The organism is Aeromonas sp. FDAARGOS 1407, from assembly GCF_019048725.1.
Classification (GTDB): Bacteria; Pseudomonadota; Gammaproteobacteria; order Enterobacterales; family Aeromonadaceae; genus Aeromonas; species Aeromonas enteropelogenes.
Genome location: NZ_CP077399.1, coordinates 4,496,602 through 4,516,184, shown reverse-complemented (window position 1 = coordinate 4,516,184; position 19,583 = coordinate 4,496,602). Strand labels below are relative to the sequence as shown.

Sequence of the window (19,583 nt, the reverse complement as noted above, 5' to 3'; positions counted from 1 at the left end):
GGTTGGCCGATGGTTTCATCCAAGGCTAACCCGGCGTTTCTCTTCCCCCGCCATTTCCCGTCGCCAGACATTGGTTGTCGCCTCGTCATTCTCCTCTATCCTTCTGGGCTGTCGTCCAGCACAAAGCGATGTCCCCTCGCAAGACAGTGTGATAAGTCTGGGCCTCACCTTGTGAAGATGAGACGGCTGAGGTTGTGGTATGAGCAAGTGGATAGCAGGCACGGCACTGATATTGGCCCTTTGCGGCAGCGCACTGGCGGCGCCGCTGGAAGGGTATGGCTGGGTGGAGAAGGGGCTGATCCTCCCCACCGGCGTGGCGGTCAAGATGAAGCTGGATACGGGGGCGCGCACCTCTTCAATGGATGCTCAGGGTCTGGAGCAATTCACGCGCGATGGCAAACCCTGGGTACGCTTCTGGCTGCGGGTGACCGATGCCGACAGCGGCAAACAGGTATCCCGGCAGTTTGAACGGCCGGTGGAACGTCACGTGACGGTGCGCGGCGCCGGGGGCAAGGAGAAACAGAAGCGGCCAGTCGTGACCATGTCCGTCTGTGTGGGGAGCCGGATCTATGAGGGCTGGTTTACCCTGCGGGATCGCAGCAAGATGATCTATCCGGTGCTGCTGGGGCGCCGTATGCTGGAAGAGATGGGACCGGTGGATGCAGGTCGCACCTTCACCCGCCAGCCGGATTGTCGCTAAATCTGCGCTGCCAATGTGCAGCCAAACAGATGTACAGCCAAACAGAGGGGCCGCAGCAAGCGGCCCCTCTTGTTATCTACCGAGTAATCTATTTGGCGCTGGTCGACAGTGGCAGCCAGAGACTCACTTCCAGACCCCTGTCCGGCAGGTTGTGTACATCGAGATCGGCACCATGCAGCTGGGCGATGCGCGAGACGATGGCCATACCAAGGCCGACCCCGTCCCCCTGCTGGGGATTGACCCGATAGAAGCGCTCGCACAGTCGTGACAGGGCGTGGTCCGGGATGCCGGGCCCGTTGTCGCTCACATCCACTCTTACCCGGCTGCCCTCCCGCCGCACCTGCACCCGGATCTCGCCACCTGGCTGGGTGTAGCGCAGGGCATTGTCGATGAGGTTGCCAAACAGCAGCTCGAGCAGGGTGGCCTGCCCCATTACCCGCAGTGGCGTATCGCTCTCGAGCGACAATTGCTGATCCTTTTGCAGGGCGATGGGGGCCAGGGTTGCCAGGGTACCTTGCAGCAGGTGGCCGATCTCCAGTTCGACCAGCACGACCTCCTGCTGGTTGTCGATGCGCGCCTGGGTCAGCAGTTGGCGGATCAGGCGATCGCTGCGATCCAGGGCCTGCAGCATCTTGTGCAGCGACTGGCGACGGCTCTCCTCATCGTCCGCTGCCAGGGCGTTTTCGCTGTGGATCCTGAGCACCGCCAGCGGGGTGCGCAGCTCGTGGGCCGCTTCGTTGGTGAACTGTTTCTCCCGCTCCAGGGTTTCGGCCAGCGCCTGCATCAGGCGGTTTATCTCGTTGACCAGCGGCGTCAGCTCCTGGGCGTCCGCCTTGAGGTTGAGGGGGGTCAGGTTGGCGGGGTGGCGCTCGCTGATGGCCTGGGCCAGCTGACGCAGGGGGGCCAGGCCATGGGTGATCAGCCACCACAGCAACCCCAGCAGGAAGGGCAGGGTGATGAGCAGCGGCAGCATGGCGAGGGTCGCCATCTTGCTGGCCAGCTCGCTGCGTTCGTCATCCCGCTCCGCCACCACCAGCCAGGTTCGCTCCTCCTCGTTGTAGAGAGTGAAGGTGCGCCAATGGTGGTGATCCTTTTCCACCGTATCGAAGCCGCGAGTCAGGGTGACCAGCGGTTGGCGCGGGGCGCTCGGGGAGCTCAGCAGCAGATTTCCCTGCTCGTTCAGCAGCTGAAAGTAGAGGTTGCGTTCGAACTCGTGACCATAGGGGGTGATCTCCCTGTCCTCGCCGGTGATATTGAGGCTCTTGTCTTTCTGCCAGCCATCGGGATTTTGCTGTTCCCACTCCTGATAGATGGTGCCATCCAGGGGGAGCGGCCCTTCCTGTGCCATGTAGCGGGCCAGCAGCTTGTTGGTGATGCGGGCCGACTGGGCAAGACGAGCGTCGAACAGCTCCTCCATCTCGTGGCTTGCCTCCATGTAGCCGATGAAGGTGCTGATGGTGAGGCTCGCGCTCACCAGGGTCAGGATGCCGGTTAGCAGAAAGCGGCGAATGGAGCTCGAGCGTCTCATCGTGCCTGGTTCCGTCCTGCCTGATCGAGCTGGGGAATGATGTAGCCGACCCCGCGGATGTTGCGGATAAGGTCGCTGTAGAACTTCTTGCGCAGGTGGTGGATGTGAACCTCCACCGCGTTGCTCTCGGCCCCCTCATCCCAGCCATAGAGGCTCTGCTGCAACTGCTCCTTGCTCAGCACCCGGCCGCTTTGGCTCAGTAGCTCCAGTAGCAGCTTGTACTCGTGGGGAGTGAGCTTGACCGCTTCCCCCTGATAGGTGACCTGCTGGGATTCGGGATAGATGAGGATGTCGCCATACTCCACCATCGCCTGGGCCTGCCCCTTGCTGCGGCGCACCAGGGCGCGCAGGCGGGCGTTGAGCTCCTGCAGGGCGAAGGGCTTGACCATGTAGTCGTCAGAGCCCGCATCCAGCCCGATCACCCGATCGTCGAGGGCATCGCGGGCGGTGAGGATCAGCACCGGCAACTGGTGTCCCTCCCGGCGCAGCTTGCGCAGCAGGCTGAGGCCGTCGATGTCCGGCAGGTTGAGGTCGAGGATGAGGGCGGCAAATTCGTCGCTCTTGAGGGCCGCCAGGGCGGGCAACCCCTGTTGCAACCAGTCCACCGTGTATCCGCTGTGGCGCAGGGCATCCTGCATGCCATCGCCCAGCATCACGTCATCTTCTACCAGCAGGATGCGCATCTCTCTCTCCATCACGTCAGGGAACAAGCCGGTTACACAGCTTTACGACATAAACGACTCTGCCCACCAGTATGCAAGCTGGTGGGCAGAGTTTAAATAGCTGTCTGATCAGGCTGGCTTTTTACAGCTTGGCGAGGCGTTCGCGAATTTCGCTGCGGCGCCCCTCGTCGGCCAGCTCGCGCCCCGGGCGGGCTGGGGCGGTCAGCGCCTTGTCCAGATAGGTTTTTGCTTCTGCCTTGCGCCCCTGATCGAGCAGGAAGTCGCCATAGAAGAAGTTGGGGTCGATGCCGGTGGGGTTGATGGCGAGCGCCTGCTTGAGCAGCTGCTCCGCTTTCTCGTCATCGCCAAAGCCGACCGGCCAGCCGGGCACCTGATAGTAGAGGGAGCCCAGGCTGGTGTAAGCCGAGCCGTCGAGGGCCTTGGGATCCTGCTTGAGGGCCAGCTCCAGCTTGGCCTTGGCCTCCTTCACCAGCCCGAGCGCCCCCAGGCCGCCCTTGGCGCCGGCCCAGGTGCTCTTGACGATGGCCGACCAGATCAGCAGATCGGTGCGAAAGGGCTCCTTGGCACTGGCCTGTTCGGCCTGGCCGCTCAGGGTCTCCAGGCAGCGCTCCTTGGCCTTGTCGACCTGCTGGTACTGGCAGACGGCCCATTGCTGCTGGATGGGGATCAGGGCATCGTCTGCCGCCTGGGCGCCGGCGGCCCCCAGCAGGATGGCGAGGACGCCGTATTTGCAAGCAATCCGGGTCATATCAGGACTCCTTCTTGGTCGGGATGGAATGGGGCAGCGCCTCGTGCGGCAGATGCCGGGCATAGCGTTCGATGATGGGCAACTGCTTGGCCAGCGCCTTGTCGACGATGCCGGGCAGCAGGGCGTTGAGGCGCACGAACAGCTGCTCCGGCCAGCCGAGCCAGCGGCGACGAGTCTCGTTGCACAGGGCGATAACCGCCTCTTCGGCCACCTCCTGGGGGCTGTCGGTGTGGGTGCCGAGCTCGGCATTCAGATCAAAGGCGGCCTCCGAGTTGAGACGGGTGCGGGTGGCGCGGGGGGCAAAGTGCAGCACCTTGATGCCGCTTCCCTCCAGCTCCCGTCCCAGCGCCTCGCTAAAACCACGCAGGGCGAACTTGCTGGCGCAGTAGACGCTGTAGCCGGGGTAGCCGATGCTGCCAAAACTCGACCCCACGTTCATGATGATGCCAGGCTTGCGTATCTGCGGGAGCAGGGTCCGGGTCAGCTGGATAGGGGCCTCGATGTTGAGCCGCAGCTGCCGCTCCACCTGTTCGCTGCTCTGATCCTCGAGCCAGGCAAACTGGTTGCAGCCTGCGTTGTTGATCAAGACGTCGATCCCCTCTTCCAGCAGGGGATGCTGCAGCAACCTGGCCCGCTCCTGGGACGATCCCAGATCGGCGATCAGCACCTGGTGGCGCTCCGGATGGGGCAGGGACTTTCGCAGCCGCTCCAGTGCCGGACCTCGTCGTCCGTTTAACAGCAGATGGGCCCCCTGGGCCGCCAGCTCCTGCGCCAGCTCTTCCCCTATGCCGCCACTGGCTCCGGTGAGCAGCACGCGTTTCCCTTCAAGTTGCATGGTATGTGCTTCCTTCACTGTGGGCGGTTCACGCCCGGGCGGTCAGGTTGTAGAGCATCTCGCCATAGAGGCGGTAGACCACGCGGGCGGCATGGATGATGGCGGTCTGGTCGGCAGGGTTCTCCACCCGGTTCATCAGGGATTCGAAGAACTTGAGATGCTCCTGATCCAGGGCACCATGGGAGCTCAGGTAGCTCATCGCCTGGGGAGGCAGTCCGAGCCCGCTCTTGATCTGATCCGCCACTGTCAGGGCGATGGCGACGCTGGTTCCCTCCAGCACCTGCACCATGCCGAAGAAACCCATGGGATTGCCCCGCTGGATCTGGTCGTAGAGGAAGGCCACCATCAGCTCGATGGGCAGACCGGGCTGGCCGTGGCGCACCGCCTCGGCATCCCCGCCGCAGGCGCTGATGTCGCTTAAGATCCACTCCTGATGGCCGTACTCCTCCTCTATGTACTCCTTGATGGCCGCGCGCACCCACTCGTACTCCTGACCCAGCTTGCCACCGGTTGCCATCAGCAGGGGAACCGTGTGGCGCACGTGGTAATAGGCTTCGGTCAGGAAGGCGAGATAGGTCTCGCGCTGGATGTCGCCACGGCGGCAAGCCTCGATGATGGGCGCATTGAACAGGTGCTCGCGCTCCTGGGAAGTGGCTTGTTGCAGGGTCTGGTAGAAGCTCATGCTGATTCTCCTGTGAGGCCTTCGCTGAGGCACTGGCTGATCTGCCGGGAAAAGTGTTGATAAATCTCGTTGCGACGGGGCCGACCGTTGGGGGTCAGCAGCCCGGGGGACTGATCCAGCGCCACCGGCAACCAGTGGTGCAGGCGGGCGTAGTCGGGCAGCCGGCTGTTCAGTTGTGCGATCTGGCGGGGCAGATCCCCTTCGCTGCCGGGCAGGGGCTGGATCAGCGCCACGTTGGCCGGCTGGCCGTCGCCAAAGACTACGATGCGGGCGATGGCGGGACAGAGCTGGGCCTCGGCCTCTACCCACTCGGGGGAGAAGTTGCGACCAAAGGCGGTGATCTGGACATTCTTCTTGCGCCCGGTGATGTGCAGGTAGCCATCCTCATCCAGGTAGCCGAGATCGCCGGTGGCGATGGTGGCGGCCTCATCGTGGGCGGCATCCCCATGGCCGAGATAGCCCAGCATGGCGTTGCCGCTCACCAGGATCTCGCCATCTCCGGCGATGGTGACCCGGCAGTGAGGCAGGGGGCGACCGACGCTGCCGGGCCTGTCCGACTGCGGGTTGTTGAGCGCCACCACGGAGCAGCATTCGGAGAGGCCATACCCTTCATAGACGGGCAGACCGGCGGCGCGGGCGCGAGCGATCAGCTCGGGGGCCACCTTGCCACCCCCGACGGCGATAAAACGCAGCCCCTGCAACTGGCGAAGCAGCGCCGGGTTGTTGCCGGCCAGCACCAGCAGCAGGCGCAGCAGCTCGGGCACCAGCACCAGGCTGTGGCTGGGCCAGCGCAGCAGCGCCTGGGCCAGCATGGCCGGGTTGAGGGCACTGGAGCCGGAGAAGCCGATCTCCCCGAGTGACGGGATGCGGCTGCAGGCACCGGTCAGCAGGGGCACGTAGAGGCCGGTCAGGTTCTCGAGCAGGGTTGCCAGTGGCAACAGGGTGAGGTGCTGCTCCACCCGGGCCGGGGCGACCCGCTCTGCCAGTGACTGGCAGACCGTCATCATCCGGGCCAGGGAGAGGCAGACCCCCTTGGGTTGCCCCGTGGTGCCCGAGGTGTAGGTGATCTTGGCGGTGCCTGCGGGCAGGGCCGGCGGGTTGAGCGGGACATGCCGCCACAGGGGGACGGTCAGCTCGCCGGGCGTACCGTCGGCGAGGGAGGTCACCGTCAGCACCAGGGGGGCGGTCGGGTGCCAGTCAGGATGGGACGGGCCCACCAGAGCATCGGCGCCGCTGCTCTCGAGCAACCACGCCTGCTGGGCCAGGCTGAAGAAGTGGGGGACGGGGATCACCACGATTCCCGCCCGGGTGCAGGCCAGATCGATCAGCGCCCAGGGCAGGCCGTTGTCCAGTTGCAGGGCCAGGCGCCGGATCTGCGCCTGTTGCAGCTCGTCGGCCAGGCGCAGGATCTGCTGCCACAGCTGGCGGTAATCCAGTTGCTGCCGGCTATCCATCAGGGCCGGCTGTGTCGGGTTCTGCTTCGCCGTGCTGGCGATGGCATCAAACAGCGTCATTGGGCGCACCTTTTATCACGAGCCATACGGCAGGTCTCTCGGGAGTCGTCGAACAGGGCGGGCATGGGGGCCAGCAGGTTGAGCAGCAGGCTGCTTTGGGCGAGCACCTCGCGCCCCTGATTGAGGTCACCCACCATCACCCTGGGCTGGCAGCGGTAGTATTCCCCCCAGGCGGCGGCATCTTCTCCCACCTGATGCGCCTGGGCGGGAGCCAGCTCCACCGGATTGAGGCGCAGGCGATGAAAGCTGTTGCGCAGCTTGGCGGTACCGGTGAACACCACGTAGTCGAGGGCGTTGTCGCACAGCAGGCGACAGAGCGCGGCAAACATCAGGCGGGCATTGCCCGGCTCGCTGCAGGCCAGATTGCCCACCTCTATGATGCGCTGGCGCTCCGGGCGTACCCCGAGGCGGGTCTCGATGGCCGCCTCTACGGGGTGCTCCAGATATTGCTCCAGATAGAGCGCCCCCGCGCTGGCCAGGTTGAGACCACAGGCGCCGACCAGCACGCCGTCGGCACGGTAGAGCCCAAGCAGGCAGGGCAGGAAATGGGGAATGCGGGCGTTGAATTCCTGGGTGTAGGCCGCCTGGATATAGGCCTGCAGCGCCATGACCTGCTGCGGGGAGTCGGCCAGCATCAAGCGGTAGGGTGCCTGGATCTCTGTGGTCATGGAATGCTCCTTCTCTTGCGATGAGTTGAGCCTAAAAGGGCAAACTTAAGAAAGCCTTAAGGGGCGCAAAAAGTTGCCATGACCGGATGGAAGTCATGACGGTGGGCAAAGGGCTGCTGGTCTCGATGTGCGGTGGCCTGGCGGCGATAAAACAGTTGCCAGCGGCGGGCCGGGCAGGCAATCTGCCCGGCTGTCACTTGCCAGAGGTATCGTCATGTCATCCACCCCCTGCTGCCCCCTGTGCGCCAGCCATCAGGCCTACCCCCTGCCGGTGGCGGGCAAGCGTTATTACCGCTGCGAGCGGTGCGAGCTGGTCTGGCTGGATGCGGCGGATCATCTGGATGCCGAGGGGGAGAAGGCGGTCTATGACGGCCATGACAACCGGGTGGATGATCCCCGTTATCGCACCTTTTTGATGCGGGCCTTTGGCGAGGTGCTGGCCCGGGTGCCAGCGCCTGCCAGCGGCCTCGATTTTGGTTGTGGCCCGGGGCCGGCCCTGATCGCCATGGGGCGGGAAGCGGGCTATGTGATGGCGGGGTATGACAAGTTCTACGCCGACGAACCGGCGCTGCTGGCACAGCGGTATGACTTCATCACCAGCACAGAGGTGATCGAACACATCGCCGAGCCACGGGTTGCACTGGATCTGCTGTGGCGCTGTCTCAAGCCCGGCGGCATTCTGGTGTTGCAGACCCAGCGGGTGCTCGGTGACGAGCGCTTCAAAACCTGGCGCTATCGCCACGATCCGACCCACATCGTCTTCTTCGCCGAGGCGTCGTTTCGCACCCTGGCGGCCAGCTGGCAGGCAGAGGTCGAGTTTCCCCACGCCGATGTGGCCCTGTTCACCAAACCCTGACCCTGCCATTTTCATTTGGCGATGAGTTGGGCATGCTGATGATCTGATACCAAGGAGCGGTGATCCATGTCCATTCCCCATTTGTCGTTGCAGGATGCCCGTCATCTGCAACTGGCAGCCCAGGGCCTGCTCGCCCCGCGCCGCAGCAAGGCGCGTCCGGCGGATCTGCTGGCCACCATCCGCCGCATGGCGCTGTTGCAGATAGATACCATCTCGGTGGTGGCGCGCAGCCCCTATCTGGTGCTGTTCAGCCGGCTCGGACAGTACGAACCCGGCTGGCTCGAGCAACTGCTGGCCGACGGCGACATTTTCGAATACTGGGCCCATGAGGCCTGCTTCATTCCCCGCGAGGATTACCGGCTGCTGCGCCATCGCATGCTGGATCCTGCTGCCATGGGCTGGAAGTTTTCGGCCCACTGGCTCGCTACTCATCAGCAGGACATTGACCGGCTACTCGAGCAGATCCGCCAGCAGGGGCCGGTGCGGGCGGCCGACTTTGCCCGCCAGGGAGAGAAGGGCAACGGCTGGTGGGACTGGAAGCCGGAGAAGCGTCATCTCGAGGTGCTCTTCACTGCGGGGCGCCTGATGGTGCGCGAGCGACGCAACTTCCAGCGGGTCTATGATTTGGCAGAGCGAGTCATGCCCGGCTGGTGCGACGAGCGGGATCTGCCGAGCCCGGAGACGGCGCAGCGAGAGATGGTGCGTGCCAGCTGCCGGGCGCTGGGGCTGGTCAAGGCCGGCTGGGTGGCCGACTACTACCGGCTGCGACGCGGCAAATACGATGCCCTGCTCCATCAACTGGCCGACGAAGGAGAGCTGTTTCCGGTGCGGGTGGAGGGATGGCAGCACGGCGCCTTCGTCCACGCCTCGCTAGCTGACGAGCTGGTCAAGGTGCAGGGGGGCACCCTCAGGGCGACCCATACCACGGCCTTGTCGCCCTTTGATCCTCTGGTGTGGGATCGCAAGCGGGCCCGTGAGCTGTTCGAGTTCGACTACCGCATCGAGTGCTATACCCCGGCGCACAAGCGCCAGTACGGCTACTTCGTGCTGCCGCTGCTGCATCAAGGCAAACTGGTGGGCCGGATGGATGCCAAGGCCCATCGCCAGCAGGGGATCTTCGAGATAAAGAACCTCTATCTGGAGGCGGGGGTCAGGGTGACCCGCACCCTGGCAGGGGAGCTGGGGAAGGCGCTGCAAAAGCTGGCGCAGTGGCACCAGACGCCGATCCTGGCCTATGGCGATATTCCGCCCCTCCTGTTGGCGCTATGGCGCCCGGAGCACGGGCTGTGAGGGTAGCACAGAGGGCAAGACGCTCTGCGCTCAGGAGATTGGCACATGGGGGAAGAGGGATGAAGGAATTCTGGCTGTTGTCGGGCATGATCCTTGCCATGCTGATGCCGGTCGTCTCGGCACAGGAGAGTGAGGCACCGGTGCGGATCTGCCTCGGCAATGGCAGTGAATGGCCTCCCTACACGTATTGGGTGCGCCACAACGGCGTGCCGGAACCCGAACGGCTGACCGGGGCGGCGGCGACCCTGGTGCTCGATGCCCTGCGCCAGAATGGCCTGTCTCACCAGATCCGCTACCTGCCATGGGCCAGGGTCAAGCAGGAACTGGTCGACTATGGCCAAAACGGCCTGTGCGAGCTGACCAGGGATGCCAGCTACAAGCCGGAGCTGGCGGCCCATGTTTACTACAGTGTTCCCCTCTATCACACCCGCCTCGGTCTCTTCTACCTCAAGCGCCGCTTCCCCGAGGCGCCGGATCTAGAGATGGCCAGCCGCGGCCGGATGTGCGGATTGCTCGGCTACAACTATGCCCCCTATGGCATCAACAAGAAGCTGCGGCGGGTCAAGCGGCTGCAGCAGGCGCTCGACCTGCTGGCGCGGGGGCGCTGCGATTTTCTGCCAAACTCGGTCGAGCCGCTGCTAAGCGGCCTCAGCCTTGGCATCTACCAGAGTGAACCCGGTTTGACCCATCTGCGCCTACCCAATCGCAAGGGGTTCTACCTGATGGTGAGCAAGGGATCGCTGCGGGCCCGGGAGCTCATTACTCAGCTGGATCAGACGCTGGTGGCCTTTGAGGAGGAGGGGCATACCGGCAAGGTGATGGCGAAGTTTCTGCCGCCACTGGAGTGACAACGCCGCTGGATATAAAAAAGGCCAGCCGGTGCAAACCGGCTGGCCTTGGTCATGGATGGGGATATCACGCGGCCAGGCGGGTCAGTACCTTCACCAGCAGCTCGATGCGCGGGGCAATGCTCGCCAGATCCAGATACTCCTCGTCACTGTGGAAACCGGCTCCGATAGGGCCTAGACCATCCAGGGTCGGAATGCCGAGGGCGGCGGTCAGGTTGGCATCCGAGCCGCCACCGACCTCTTGCCAGCGGATGGGCAGACCCAGCTCCTGACCACACTCTTCCACAATGGCCATCAGGGCCTTGGTGCCTTCTGACGGCACCATGGCCGGCTTGTGGGCCTCGCGAGTCAGCTTGATGATGACCCCTTCCAGATGAGGGCGCTCGGCCAGGGTCAGCAGCCGGTCGTTGACCTGGCTGTACTCCTGATTGTCCCAGAAACGCACGTCTACCACGGCGCTGGCGTGGGCCGGCACTATGTTGGCGCCATTGCCCCCCTCGACGATGCCGATGTTGAGGGTGGTGCCGCTCTCGAAGTTGGTGAGGGCATTGATGGCCAGGATCCAGTGACCCAGCTCGGTGATGGCGCTGCGCCCCTTCTGCGGCTCGTTGCCCGCGTGGGCCGCCTTGCCGGTGAAATCAAGGCGATAGCGAGCCATCCCCTTGCGCGCCTTGACCAGGGAGCCGTCGGCACGGGCCGCTTCGGCCACCAGCACCTGACGGGCTTGTTTGGCTACCGAGGCCAGCCAGTCGCTGGAGTGCAGGGAGCCAATCTCTTCGTCCGGGTTCATGCAGACGCAGATGCTCAGGCTGTCGCGCACCTCGCGGGGCAGGGCGCGCAGGGCATAGACGATGTTGAGCAGGCCGGATTTCATGTCGGAGACGCCGGGACCGCAGGCCCGCTCGCCATCGACGCTCATCGGGCGGGCGGCGGCGGTGCCGAGGGGGAAGACGGTGTCCATATGGCCAATCAACATCACATCAATCTGCTCGGCATCAGGCTGGTTGCGAATTTCCAGTCCCACCCCGGCTACCCCGCAGTCGACCCGCTTGATGTGCCAGCCACCCATGGCCTCGTATTTGGCGGCCATCAGATCAGCCACTGCGGTTATGCCAGGTTGGTGCAATGAGCCGCAATCCAGGTTGATGAGAGGGGCCAATTCGGCCAAGTATTCATCCAGAGAAAAAGTCATCGGTTGCTCCACTTGTGTGGTTGTACGAAAAGGGTCAGAGAAGGATGTTCATCACCAGCATGGCGCCGAAGGCGTTGAGCACTGAGATGGCGACCATGATGGGGATGTAGCGCCCTTCGGTGCCGATGCAGCCGAGGATGCGGCCCATGTACTGCACCTGGGAGCCCATCAAGTAGATGGCGGGGGCCAGGATGGCGATGTGGGTACCGTTGAGGATCCCCTGATCGAACAGGGTAATGACCACGCCGACCGCGCCGCCCATCGACATCCAGGCGCCGATCAGCACGGCAGCTGCCTCACCGGGCAGACCGAACACCGCCATGATGGGGGAGAAGATGGCACCCATGGCGTCCAGGGCGCCGGTGATCTGCAGCGCCTTGATGATGACGAAGGCCATCAGCACGTTGGGCACGGTGGAGGTGGTGGCGATGACCCATCCCTTCTTGGCCCCTTCGACGAAGATATCGGTGACGATGGGTTTCTTGACGTTGGCCTGGCTCATTTGGCTTGCTCCTGGGGGCTGGGGGTCGTGGCGTGCTGGGGGTTGTCGCTGTTTTTGCCTTCGGTCAGGTTGAGGTAGACCCGAAACAGGTTGGCACCGACAAATTTGAAGGCAAACATCACCACCACGGCGAGACCGATGGAGGAGCTGACCGCCGGGCTGCCATCGGCCAGGGTCAGGGTGAACAGCACGGCGCCGGAGGAGAAGAAGTTGACTATGGTGGCACCGGCGGAGAACTGGAACATGGTGAAGACGTCGGTCTCGCGCTTGGTGATGAGCCCTTCATCCTTGAGCTGGCGGGTCATGGCGGCGCCGGCATCGGTACTCTGCAGGGAGGCGATCAGCGCCAGGCCCGTGTTGCCCGGGATCCCCATCAGCGGGCGCAGCAGCGGGGTTAGCAGCTTGCGGGCGGCATCCAGGGCGCCGTAGTGTTCCAGCACATTGATCATGCCGAGGGCGAACATCACGGTGGGGATCAGGGTCAGGGCAAACAGGAAGCCGTCGCGGGCGCCGTTGCCCCCCTTGCCGCGCATGTCGGTCATGGCAGTCTTGAGGCCGTCGCCGTTCTCGCTGACGCTCTGTACCATGGTGCCGAACGAACCGTTCAGTGTGGTGAAGTCGAACACTCCGTACCACTGGTTGGACTGCAACAGCCCCGAAAAGAAGACGATGGCGAACGCCAGTGCCAGGTAACTGCCTATCGTTACCGAGCGTGATTTGTCAGTCATGATTTAGCTCCATCTGAATAAATATTTAATCGCTCGCAGTATGAATGATGCAATTATCAGTAAATTGATGGCGGTCAAACTGGCGCACTGTCTTTGGTGTTTGTTGTGGTTTTATGTGATGGCGATCGTTGCTTTGATGGATAAAAATCCGGTTTTTACAGGGATTTTTGAATGGCGGCGTTATGTGGGTGGTATGACAGGGGCGCCGGATGGCGGAAAAGAAAAAACCGGGCGCGAGGCCCGGTTTGGTCATGCAAGTCGGTGGTGATTACTGGAATACCAGTACCATCAGCAGACCGATGGTGATGGCGGACACCAGGAAGGCGAAGCCATAGAACACATAGTGGTGCAGCTTGGTGGTGTGGATCCCCAGGTCATGCAGACCGTGGTAGATACGGTGCATGCCGTGCCAGATGGGCAGGGCGATGATCACCAGCAGGATGCAGGCACCCCACCAAGAGCTGGCGAAGGCGTGCACGCGATCGTAGCTCATGGTCTCCACGTCCATGATGCCCATGGGCACCAGCAGACCGGTAATGAGGACAATGACCGGCAGCAGCATGGCGACGACCATGCCGCCTGCACCAAACAGACCCCAGTAAATTGGTTCGTCAGAACGTCTCATTGTTTTCTCCTCAAGCCACGATGATCAGGACAAGCAGGGATACCACCGCCAGCGCCACATACTGGGCCAGCACGATCGGTTTCTCCGGCACCAGGTCTTCACCCCGGAAGATGCGCATGGCTTTCGGCGCCAGGGCAAACCAGGTCTTGGCGTGGAACAGGCAGGCCGCCAGGGCAATCACATGGAACAGGATGGCGATCGGGCTTTGCAGGGATTCCAGCCAGCCGTTGAACGCTTCCTGACCCTGTACCAGACGCATCAGACCCCACATCAGCACGACGGCATAGATGGAGACGAAGATACTGGTACCCTCGCGGATCATGTAACCGGTGTAGAAGGCATTCTTCAGCCACCAGTCTTTCTTCATTTCGCGGACGTAAGGCTTACGTTTGCTTTGGGTGTTGTTCATGGTCTCATTCCTGATCTCAATCTGGCTTGAACATGGCGATCATGTAGTCCTTGGCGCTCTCGACCTTGCCAAGCTGGATGGCTGCGGCCGGGTCCACGCCTTTCGGGCACACTTCGGAGCAGTAGCCCACGAAGGTACAACCCCAAACACCTTCGTCTTGGCTCAGGATCTTCATCCGTTCCTTGGACGCGCTGTCGCGGTTGTCGGCGTTGTAGCGATAGGCCAGAGCCAGTGCCGCCGGACCGGTGAACTTCTTGTTGATGCCATATTGCGGGCAGGCTGCGTAGCACAGACCGCAGTTGATGCACATGGAGAACTGGTGATACTTCGCCATGTCAGCCGGAGTCTGGGTGTACTCGCCATCGCACAGGCTGCGCGGCTCGCTCGGGATGATGTAGGGCTTGATGCTCTCCAGCTTCTCGATGAAGTCGGACATGTCGACCACCAGATCGCGCTCGATCGGGAAGTTGTTGAGCGGCTCGATAGTCATCTTGCCCGGCAGGTAGTCGCGCAGGAAGGTCTTGCAACCCAGCTTGGGCACGCCGTTGACCATCATGCCGCAGGAGCCGCAGATCGCCATCCGGCAGGACCAGCGGAAGCTCAGGGTCGAGTCCAGGTGATCCTTGATGTACTGCAGGGCATCCAGCAGGGACATCTCTTTGAGGTAAGGCACCTGGAAGGTCTGCATCCAGGGCTCGTTATCCTGCTCGGGACGGTAGCGCAGGATTTCAATTTCGATCATCTCAGCCATTCTTCTTAGCCTCGTCTTGTTTCTCACCCTCGGAACCGTACACGCGTTTCGCCGGTTGGGATTTAGTGATCTTCACATCGGAGTAATCGATGGTCGGGGCCCCTTCATCGTTGTAGAAGGAGAGAGTGTGCTTGAGGAAGTTCACGTCATCACGCTCCTCATAACCGTCCAGACGCTGGTGGGAACCACGGGACTCTTTACGGTTGATGGCGGAGTGAGCCATGGCTTCGGCCACGTCCAGCATGTAGCCCAGTTCGATGGCGTACAGCAGGTCGGTGTTGAAGACAGAGGACTTGTCGTTGATCTTGATCTTCTTGTAACGGGCTTTCAGCTCGTTGATCTTGTCGATGGTGCCCTGCATCAGCTCTTCGGTACGGTAGATACCGACACCGGCTTCCATGGACATGCCCAGTTCGTTGCGAATATCGGCCGGGTTTTCGGTGCCGTCGATATCGAGCAGGGAGAGGTGCTGCTTGATGAGCGCCTCGGCCTTGGCGACCAGCGCCTGGGTGTTGCCGTGCTGCTGGGTGGCGGCAAATTCGGCAGCCTGTTCACCGGCCACTTTACCGAATACCACGATCTCGGACAGGGAGTTGGAACCCAGACGGTTGGCACCGTGCAGACCGACGGAGGCACACTCACCGGCGGCGTAGAGGCCGGCCAGACGGGTGGCGCACTTGCCGTCAGTTTCGATACCACCCATGGTGTAGTGGGCAGTCGGACGCACCGGAATCGGCTCTTTCACCGGATCCACACCCACGTAGGCCTTGGCCAGTTCGCAGATGAAGGGCAGACGCTCTTTCAGGTACTTCTCGCCGAGGTGGCGCAGGTCGAGGTGAACCACGTCGCCCATCGGGCCCTGGATCACGCGGCCTTTTTGCTGCTCTTGCCAGAATGCCTGGGAGAGACGGTCACGGGGACCCAGCTCCATGTGCTTGTTCTTCGGCTGGCCAACCGGGGTTTCCGGGCCCAAGCCGTAGTCTTGCAGGTAGCGGTAGCCATCCTTGTTCAGCAGGATGCCGCCTTCACCACGACAACCTTCGGTCATCAGGATGCCGGTGCCAGGCAGGCCGGTCGGGTGATACTGGACGAACTCCATGTCGCGCAGCGGTACGCCGTGGCGGTAGGCCAGGGCCATGCCGTCACCGGTGACGATGCCGCCGTTGGTGTTGTAGCGATAGACACGACCGGCACCGCCGGTAGCCAGTACCACGGACTTGGCCTGGATGAAACGGGTGATGCCGTTCTGGATATCGAAGGTCAGTACGCCCTGGACGCGGCCATCTTCCACGATCAGATCAAGGCAGAAATGCTCGTCGAAACGCTTGATGCTCGGGTACTTGATGGAGGTCTGGAACAGGGTGTGCAGAATGTGGAAACCGGATTTGTCAGCGGCAAACCAGGTGCGCGGGATCTTCATCCCGCCGAAACGACGGACGTTGGCCTTGCCATCCGGCTTGCGGCTCCAGGGGCAGCCCCAGTGTTCCAGCTGGATCATTTCGTTGGTGGCGTTTTCGACGAAGTATTCCACCACGTCCTGTTCACACAGCCAGTCACCGCCAGAGACGGTATCGTTGAAGTGGTTTTCCAGGGAGTCATCATCACGGACGACGCCGGCGGCACCACCTTCGGCAGCAACGGTATGGCTGCGCATCGGATAAACCTTGGAGATCAGCGCGATCTCCAGTTCCGGGTGGGCTTCAGCAATGGCGATTGCGGCACGCAGGCCACCACCACCGGCGCCGATGATGGCAACATCGGTCTTGATAATATCCACATCTGCCTCCTTAGGGATAGATTTGCTGGGCACGATTTTGCTCTATGAAAAAAATTCAAGTTTGATACAAGTCAAACAGCTTGGTTTTATTCCATTTTTACTAGTGATTTTTCTATCAAACACCCTGTTCCCTGGATGAAAATGTTGCAATTATCGCCGGTTTTCAGTGTTACTGAGCAATCGAACACACAGCCGCGAAAACTTTAACTACCGGATTGTACGTAGTTTTCTTTCAACAAAATGAGAATTACCTCTCTTTTTGGGTATCCGCAAAAAAGTTTTTAAGTTTTTTATTAAAAATGTTTATTGAGAATTATTACCAGTCATGATTTCGGATTAGTAAATCTAATTTATGTTGTGAGTGTGTGGCGAGGTGACCAGGTGTGGTGCCGTCCTGGGAATCGGGAAGGGAAGGGGGAGAGGTAAATCTGGTCGGTATTGGATTAATCACTGAAAAATAAGGGCTATTATGAAATGAAAGGGGGCCGGTGTGGCCCCCTTTTTCGCGCGTTCAGATGCGGAACATACCCACCTGATTGTTCAGTTCACCCGAAATATTTTTCAGTTGTTCCGAGAGATGACGCGAGCTGTCGGCGTCCACCGCCAGTTCGTCAGAGACATCTTTCACCGCCTGAATGTTGCGACTGACCTCGTCGGTCACGGCCCGCTGCTCTTCGGCAGCGCTGGAGATCTGGGTCGCCATGTCGGAGATCTGGTTGATCGAGAGGGTGATCTGCTCGAGCGCCTGGGTGGCGTTGTTGGCATCATCCACGCTGTTTTGCGCCAGCAGCTGGCCCTCGTGCATGGTGCTGACCGCGCCCTGGGTGTTACGTTGCAGGGTTTCGATCATGTTGCGGATCTCGACGGTGGAGCTGTGGGTACGTTGTGACAGCACCCGCACCTCGTCGGCTACCACAGCGAAACCACGACCCTGCTCACCGGCACGGGCAGCCTCGATGGCGGCGTTCAGAGCCAGCAGGTTGGTCTGCTCGGCGATGCCCTGAATAGTGGAGAGGATGGTGTTGATCTCCTGGGCGTTCTTCTCCAGTTCCTGAATGATGTTGGAGGCTTGTTCGACCTGAGTTGCCAGATCCGTGATGGAGCGCTGGTTACGGGCGATGACCTGCTTGCCGTGCTCGCAGCTGCTGGAGGAGGAGCGCGCCGCCTCGGCGGTCTGTTCGGCATTGCTGGCCACTTCCACTGCGGTGGCGGACATTTCGTGCACGGCGGTGGCGATCTGGGAGATCTCGTTTTGCTGGCGCGCCAGCCCCTGACTCGATTTCTCGGCCATGTTGTGGGAGGACTTGGCCTGCTGGTTGAGCTGTGTGGATGAGTTGGAGATATCCTGCACCATTGTGTGGATCCGATCGATGAAGGTGTTGACGTGTTTGGCTACAGTTCCCACCTCGTCGTCCCGCTCGATCTTGATGCGGCGGGTCAGATCGCCATTGCCACGGGAGAGATCGGCAATGGCCTCACCCAGGGTTTTCAGCGGTGCCAGGGAGCCGTGGATGGCCACGTAGGAGAAGCCGGCCACTATGATGATGGTGATCAAGCCTTGCAACAGGGCCGAGGTGACCATGCGTCTGACTGACTGATAGGCCACCGCATCATCCACCACTATGCCGTAGTACCAGTTGGTGTTGGGGATAAGGTTCAGGTCGAACACGCTCAGCTTGCCGCTGATATCCATCTCGGAGATGGTGCCGTCATTGGCAATCCGGTTGACGCCGGCAGCCGTCAGCTCGGGGGAGAGCTCGGTGGCCGGTTTCAGGGTCAGCGAGGTGTCAGGGTGGGCGATGATGGTGCCATTGCTGTCGATCAGCACGGCGTAGGTGCCCTCGGTGTTGACCGCCAGAATGTCGGAGACCAGACCGCTGATGGAGACGTCACCGGCGATCACTCCCTGGGTGTTGCCGCGCTGGAATGGCTCGGCGATGGTGATGATGAGCTGGCCCGTGGTGATGTCGGCATAGGGAGAGGTGATGGTCATCTTGCCCGCAGTCGTGGCGTCCTGATACCAGGGGCGCTTGCGGGGATCGTAACCGGCTGGCAGGTCGGTCGGTTTGCTCTGGATCATCCGGCCATCTGTGGTGCCCACATAAACCAGATCGAAGCCGCCTGCGTTCATGGATTGGGCGAGATGGCTGATGGGCTCGTCTTCCTTGGCAAAGGCTTCCTTGGTGGAGCTGACCATGTTCACCCTGGCGTCGAGCCAGCGGGAGATCCCCTTGACGTTGGCAGCAGAACTTTCGTCGATGAAGTTCCAGATCAGTCGTTGAGTCTCGCTGCGCAGTTGCGAGGTGTTGTACCAGACCTGCAGACCGGTGATCACCAGAATGATGACCCCGATGGCGAGGACGAGTTTGTTTTTGATCGACAAGTTCATAATTACATCCTTGTGAGCGTCAGTCTGAAGTAGGTGTATTGCGTTGTTATTGTTGTGAGCCAACTCTTATCGGCCGAGTTTGAACTTTTTGTATCCCGATCAGCTTTCTAAAGTTAGTGCTGATCGGGCGTCTTAGCCATCTACAGGGTCAGGGTGGCCGGATGGGATGAAGCGATCCGGACGATTGGTGAAAATACCGTCGACGCCCCACTGCGCCAGCCGCTGCTGATCGGCGAGATGATCCACGGTATAGACCAGCACCTTGAGCCCCCGTTGGTGGGCATCCTCAATCAGCATCTTGTCGACAAAATCCACATCGCAGTTGATGGACCAGGCCCCCAGACGTTCGGCAAACAGTGCCAGGTTGAGGGGCAGGTTGGCAGTGAGGGCGCCGAGGCGGATCTCGGGCCGCAGGCCGGTAAACCTGGCCAGCTCGGGGTGATGAAAGGAGGAGACGACCCACTGGGCGGTGGTAAAACCAAGCTCGGCCTCTGCCTTTCTGGTCAATGCCGCGACGGGCTTGGCGGTATTGGCCCCCTTGAGCTCGATATGCAGCTCGCAGCGGCCTCTGATCAGGCTCATCACCTGCCACAGGGTCGGGATGGGCTCGCCGTCGCCTGCATCCAGACTCTGCAGATAGGTGCAGGATTGCTCGCTCAGTACTCCCTCTCCATTGGTACAGCGTTCCAGCCGCCGGTCATGGAAGACCCACAATTCGCCGTCGGCGGCCTGCACGTCGATCTCGATGGCCTCTGCTCCCTGTGCCAGCGCCAGGGCGATCGCCTTGAGGGTGTTCTCGGGCGCCAGGCCGCTGGCCCCCCGATGGGCAATGATCTGCATGCTTGCTCCTTTTGCGTG

General features: G+C 61.7%; 21 protein-coding genes. 5 read left to right on the top strand and 16 right to left on the bottom strand.

Translation table 11 applies throughout. From position 1 onward, the window contains the following. The first annotated feature begins 199 nt into the window (after window positions 1–199). The gene (locus tag I6L37_RS21170) at window positions 200–700 is read left to right on the top strand and encodes an ATP-dependent zinc protease (RefSeq protein WP_216992888.1); all 501 of its coding nucleotides are present in this window, start codon (window positions 200–202) and stop codon (window positions 698–700) included. Window positions 701–788: 88 nt separating this feature from the next. On the opposite strand, the gene I6L37_RS21165 is transcribed toward I6L37_RS21170, so the two are convergent. From I6L37_RS21165 to I6L37_RS21135, 7 genes are all read right to left on the bottom strand, one after another. Beyond that, window positions 789–2,228: an ATP-binding protein gene (locus I6L37_RS21165; RefSeq protein WP_216992887.1), complete on the bottom strand. Its 1,440-nt coding sequence runs from the start codon at window positions 2,226–2,228 to the stop codon at window positions 789–791. After that, a complete protein-coding gene (locus tag I6L37_RS21160; protein ID WP_042025697.1) occupies window positions 2,225–2,911 on the bottom strand; it encodes a response regulator in 687 nt (228 codons plus the stop codon). Before I6L37_RS21160 ends, I6L37_RS21165 begins: the two co-directional genes overlap by 4 nt. A 121-nt stretch (window positions 2,912–3,032) precedes the next feature. Beyond that, window positions 3,033–3,659, bottom strand: coding sequence for a tetratricopeptide repeat protein (locus I6L37_RS21155; RefSeq protein ID WP_216992886.1), 627 nt, complete (start codon window positions 3,657–3,659; stop codon window positions 3,033–3,035). Between the two features lies 1 nt (window position 3,660). Continuing rightward, entirely contained in the window at window positions 3,661–4,494 is an 834-nt protein-coding gene (locus I6L37_RS21150) for an SDR family oxidoreductase (protein ID WP_216992885.1), read from the bottom strand. A 28-nt stretch (window positions 4,495–4,522) separates the two neighbouring features. Further along, a complete protein-coding gene (locus I6L37_RS21145) occupies window positions 4,523–5,176 on the bottom strand; it encodes a TenA family transcriptional regulator (RefSeq protein ID WP_216992884.1) in 654 nt (217 codons plus the stop codon). Then, window positions 5,173–6,690: an AMP-dependent synthetase/ligase gene (locus I6L37_RS21140; RefSeq protein WP_216992883.1), complete on the bottom strand. Its 1,518-nt coding sequence runs from the start codon at window positions 6,688–6,690 to the stop codon at window positions 5,173–5,175. Before I6L37_RS21140 ends, I6L37_RS21145 begins: the two co-directional genes overlap by 4 nt. Then, entirely contained in the window at window positions 6,687–7,358 is a 672-nt protein-coding gene (locus I6L37_RS21135) for a thermostable hemolysin (protein ID WP_042072302.1), read from the bottom strand. The genes I6L37_RS21140 and I6L37_RS21135 overlap by 4 nt, the downstream gene beginning before the upstream one ends. 214 nt (window positions 7,359–7,572) lie before the next feature. On the opposite strand from I6L37_RS21135, the gene I6L37_RS21130 reads away from it, so the two are divergent. The 3 genes from I6L37_RS21130 to I6L37_RS21120 all read left to right on the top strand — a co-directional run bounded on the left by I6L37_RS21130 (window position 7,573) and on the right by I6L37_RS21120 (window position 10,352). Further along, on the top strand, window positions 7,573–8,214 hold the full coding sequence (locus I6L37_RS21130) for a class I SAM-dependent methyltransferase (protein ID WP_216992882.1): 642 nt from the start codon (window positions 7,573–7,575) through the stop codon (window positions 8,212–8,214). A 66-nt stretch (window positions 8,215–8,280) separates the two neighbouring features. Continuing rightward, on the top strand, window positions 8,281–9,504 hold the full coding sequence (locus I6L37_RS21125; protein ID WP_216992881.1) for a winged helix-turn-helix domain-containing protein: 1,224 nt from the start codon (window positions 8,281–8,283) through the stop codon (window positions 9,502–9,504). 86 nt (window positions 9,505–9,590) lie between these two features. Continuing rightward, complete coding sequence (locus tag I6L37_RS21120) at window positions 9,591–10,352, top strand: ABC transporter substrate-binding protein (RefSeq protein ID WP_216994223.1); 762 nt, start codon at window positions 9,591–9,593, stop codon at window positions 10,350–10,352. Window positions 10,353–10,419: 67 nt separating this feature from the next. Here the strand turns inward: I6L37_RS21120 and I6L37_RS21115 are convergent, their stop codons facing one another. The 3 genes from I6L37_RS21115 to I6L37_RS21105 are packed head-to-tail and all read right to left on the bottom strand — an operon-like array spanning window position 10,420 to window position 12,774. After that, the gene (locus I6L37_RS21115; protein ID WP_216992880.1) at window positions 10,420–11,544 is read right to left on the bottom strand and encodes a M20 family metallopeptidase; all 1,125 of its coding nucleotides are present in this window, start codon (window positions 11,542–11,544) and stop codon (window positions 10,420–10,422) included. 34 nt (window positions 11,545–11,578) lie between these two features. Further along, window positions 11,579–12,046 carry a YjiG family protein gene (locus I6L37_RS21110; RefSeq protein ID WP_026457021.1) on the bottom strand — a complete coding sequence of 156 codons (468 nt, stop codon included), beginning with the start codon at window positions 12,044–12,046 and terminating at the stop codon, window positions 11,579–11,581. Then, window positions 12,043–12,774, bottom strand: coding sequence for a nucleoside recognition domain-containing protein (locus tag I6L37_RS21105; RefSeq protein ID WP_026457020.1), 732 nt, complete (start codon window positions 12,772–12,774; stop codon window positions 12,043–12,045). The genes I6L37_RS21110 and I6L37_RS21105 overlap by 4 nt, the downstream gene beginning before the upstream one ends. Window positions 12,775–12,814: 40 nt before the next feature. On the opposite strand from I6L37_RS21105, the gene I6L37_RS21100 reads away from it, so the two are divergent. Beyond that, window positions 12,815–13,042 carry a hypothetical protein gene (locus I6L37_RS21100; protein ID WP_156476441.1) on the top strand — a complete coding sequence of 76 codons (228 nt, stop codon included), beginning with the start codon at window positions 12,815–12,817 and terminating at the stop codon, window positions 13,040–13,042. Here I6L37_RS21100 and frdD read toward each other — a convergent pair whose 3' ends face one another. The 6 genes from frdD to I6L37_RS21070 form a co-directional block, all read right to left on the bottom strand. Next, window positions 13,043–13,399: a fumarate reductase subunit FrdD gene (gene frdD / locus I6L37_RS21095; RefSeq protein ID WP_026457019.1), complete on the bottom strand. Its 357-nt coding sequence runs from the start codon at window positions 13,397–13,399 to the stop codon at window positions 13,043–13,045. 10 nt (window positions 13,400–13,409) lie between these two features. Continuing rightward, a complete protein-coding gene (locus tag I6L37_RS21090) occupies window positions 13,410–13,808 on the bottom strand; it encodes a fumarate reductase (RefSeq protein WP_026457018.1) in 399 nt (132 codons plus the stop codon). 16 nt (window positions 13,809–13,824) lie between these two features. Continuing rightward, on the bottom strand, window positions 13,825–14,559 hold the full coding sequence (locus I6L37_RS21085; protein ID WP_026457017.1) for a succinate dehydrogenase/fumarate reductase iron-sulfur subunit: 735 nt from the start codon (window positions 14,557–14,559) through the stop codon (window positions 13,825–13,827). Then, window positions 14,552–16,336, bottom strand: a complete 1,785-nt coding sequence (frdA, locus tag I6L37_RS21080; RefSeq protein ID WP_026457016.1) for a fumarate reductase (quinol) flavoprotein subunit — start codon at window positions 16,334–16,336, stop codon at window positions 14,552–14,554. Before frdA ends, I6L37_RS21085 begins: the two co-directional genes overlap by 8 nt. 511 nt (window positions 16,337–16,847) lie before the next feature. Continuing rightward, window positions 16,848–18,725 (bottom strand): methyl-accepting chemotaxis protein, encoded by a 1,878-nt coding sequence (locus I6L37_RS21075; RefSeq protein ID WP_042025687.1) that lies wholly within the window; start codon window positions 18,723–18,725, stop codon window positions 16,848–16,850. A 132-nt stretch (window positions 18,726–18,857) separates the two neighbouring features. Then, a complete protein-coding gene (locus tag I6L37_RS21070) occupies window positions 18,858–19,565 on the bottom strand; it encodes a glycerophosphodiester phosphodiesterase (protein ID WP_216992879.1) in 708 nt (235 codons plus the stop codon). Window positions 19,566–19,583 lie beyond the last annotated feature (18 nt).

Coding starts and splice junctions, on each gene's coding strand:
- I6L37_RS21170 (WP_216992888.1), top strand. CDS start 200: ATGAGCAAGTGGATAGCAGGCACGGCACTGATATTGGCCCTTTGCGGC.
- I6L37_RS21165 (WP_216992887.1), bottom strand. CDS start 2,228: ATGAGACGCTCGAGCTCCATTCGCCGCTTTCTGCTAACCGGCATCCTG.
- I6L37_RS21160 (WP_042025697.1), bottom strand. CDS start 2,911: ATGCGCATCCTGCTGGTAGAAGATGACGTGATGCTGGGCGATGGCATG.
- I6L37_RS21155 (WP_216992886.1), bottom strand. CDS start 3,659: ATGACCCGGATTGCTTGCAAATACGGCGTCCTCGCCATCCTGCTGGGG.
- I6L37_RS21150 (WP_216992885.1), bottom strand. CDS start 4,494: ATGCAACTTGAAGGGAAACGCGTGCTGCTCACCGGAGCCAGTGGCGGC.
- I6L37_RS21145 (WP_216992884.1), bottom strand. CDS start 5,176: ATGAGCTTCTACCAGACCCTGCAACAAGCCACTTCCCAGGAGCGCGAG.
- I6L37_RS21140 (WP_216992883.1), bottom strand. CDS start 6,690: ATGACGCTGTTTGATGCCATCGCCAGCACGGCGAAGCAGAACCCGACA.
- I6L37_RS21135 (WP_042072302.1), bottom strand. CDS start 7,358: ATGACCACAGAGATCCAGGCACCCTACCGCTTGATGCTGGCCGACTCC.
- I6L37_RS21130 (WP_216992882.1), top strand. CDS start 7,573: ATGTCATCCACCCCCTGCTGCCCCCTGTGCGCCAGCCATCAGGCCTAC.
- I6L37_RS21125 (WP_216992881.1), top strand. CDS start 8,281: ATGTCCATTCCCCATTTGTCGTTGCAGGATGCCCGTCATCTGCAACTG.
- I6L37_RS21120 (WP_216994223.1), top strand. CDS start 9,591: ATGATCCTTGCCATGCTGATGCCGGTCGTCTCGGCACAGGAGAGTGAG.
- I6L37_RS21115 (WP_216992880.1), bottom strand. CDS start 11,544: ATGACTTTTTCTCTGGATGAATACTTGGCCGAATTGGCCCCTCTCATC.
- I6L37_RS21110 (WP_026457021.1), bottom strand. CDS start 12,046: ATGAGCCAGGCCAACGTCAAGAAACCCATCGTCACCGATATCTTCGTC.
- I6L37_RS21105 (WP_026457020.1), bottom strand. CDS start 12,774: ATGACTGACAAATCACGCTCGGTAACGATAGGCAGTTACCTGGCACTG.
- I6L37_RS21100 (WP_156476441.1), top strand. CDS start 12,815: ATGAATGATGCAATTATCAGTAAATTGATGGCGGTCAAACTGGCGCAC.
- frdD (WP_026457019.1), bottom strand. CDS start 13,399: ATGAGACGTTCTGACGAACCAATTTACTGGGGTCTGTTTGGTGCAGGC.
- I6L37_RS21090 (WP_026457018.1), bottom strand. CDS start 13,808: ATGAACAACACCCAAAGCAAACGTAAGCCTTACGTCCGCGAAATGAAG.
- I6L37_RS21085 (WP_026457017.1), bottom strand. CDS start 14,559: ATGGCTGAGATGATCGAAATTGAAATCCTGCGCTACCGTCCCGAGCAG.
- I6L37_RS21075 (WP_042025687.1), bottom strand. CDS start 18,725: ATGAACTTGTCGATCAAAAACAAACTCGTCCTCGCCATCGGGGTCATC.
- I6L37_RS21070 (WP_216992879.1), bottom strand. CDS start 19,565: ATGCAGATCATTGCCCATCGGGGGGCCAGCGGCCTGGCGCCCGAGAAC.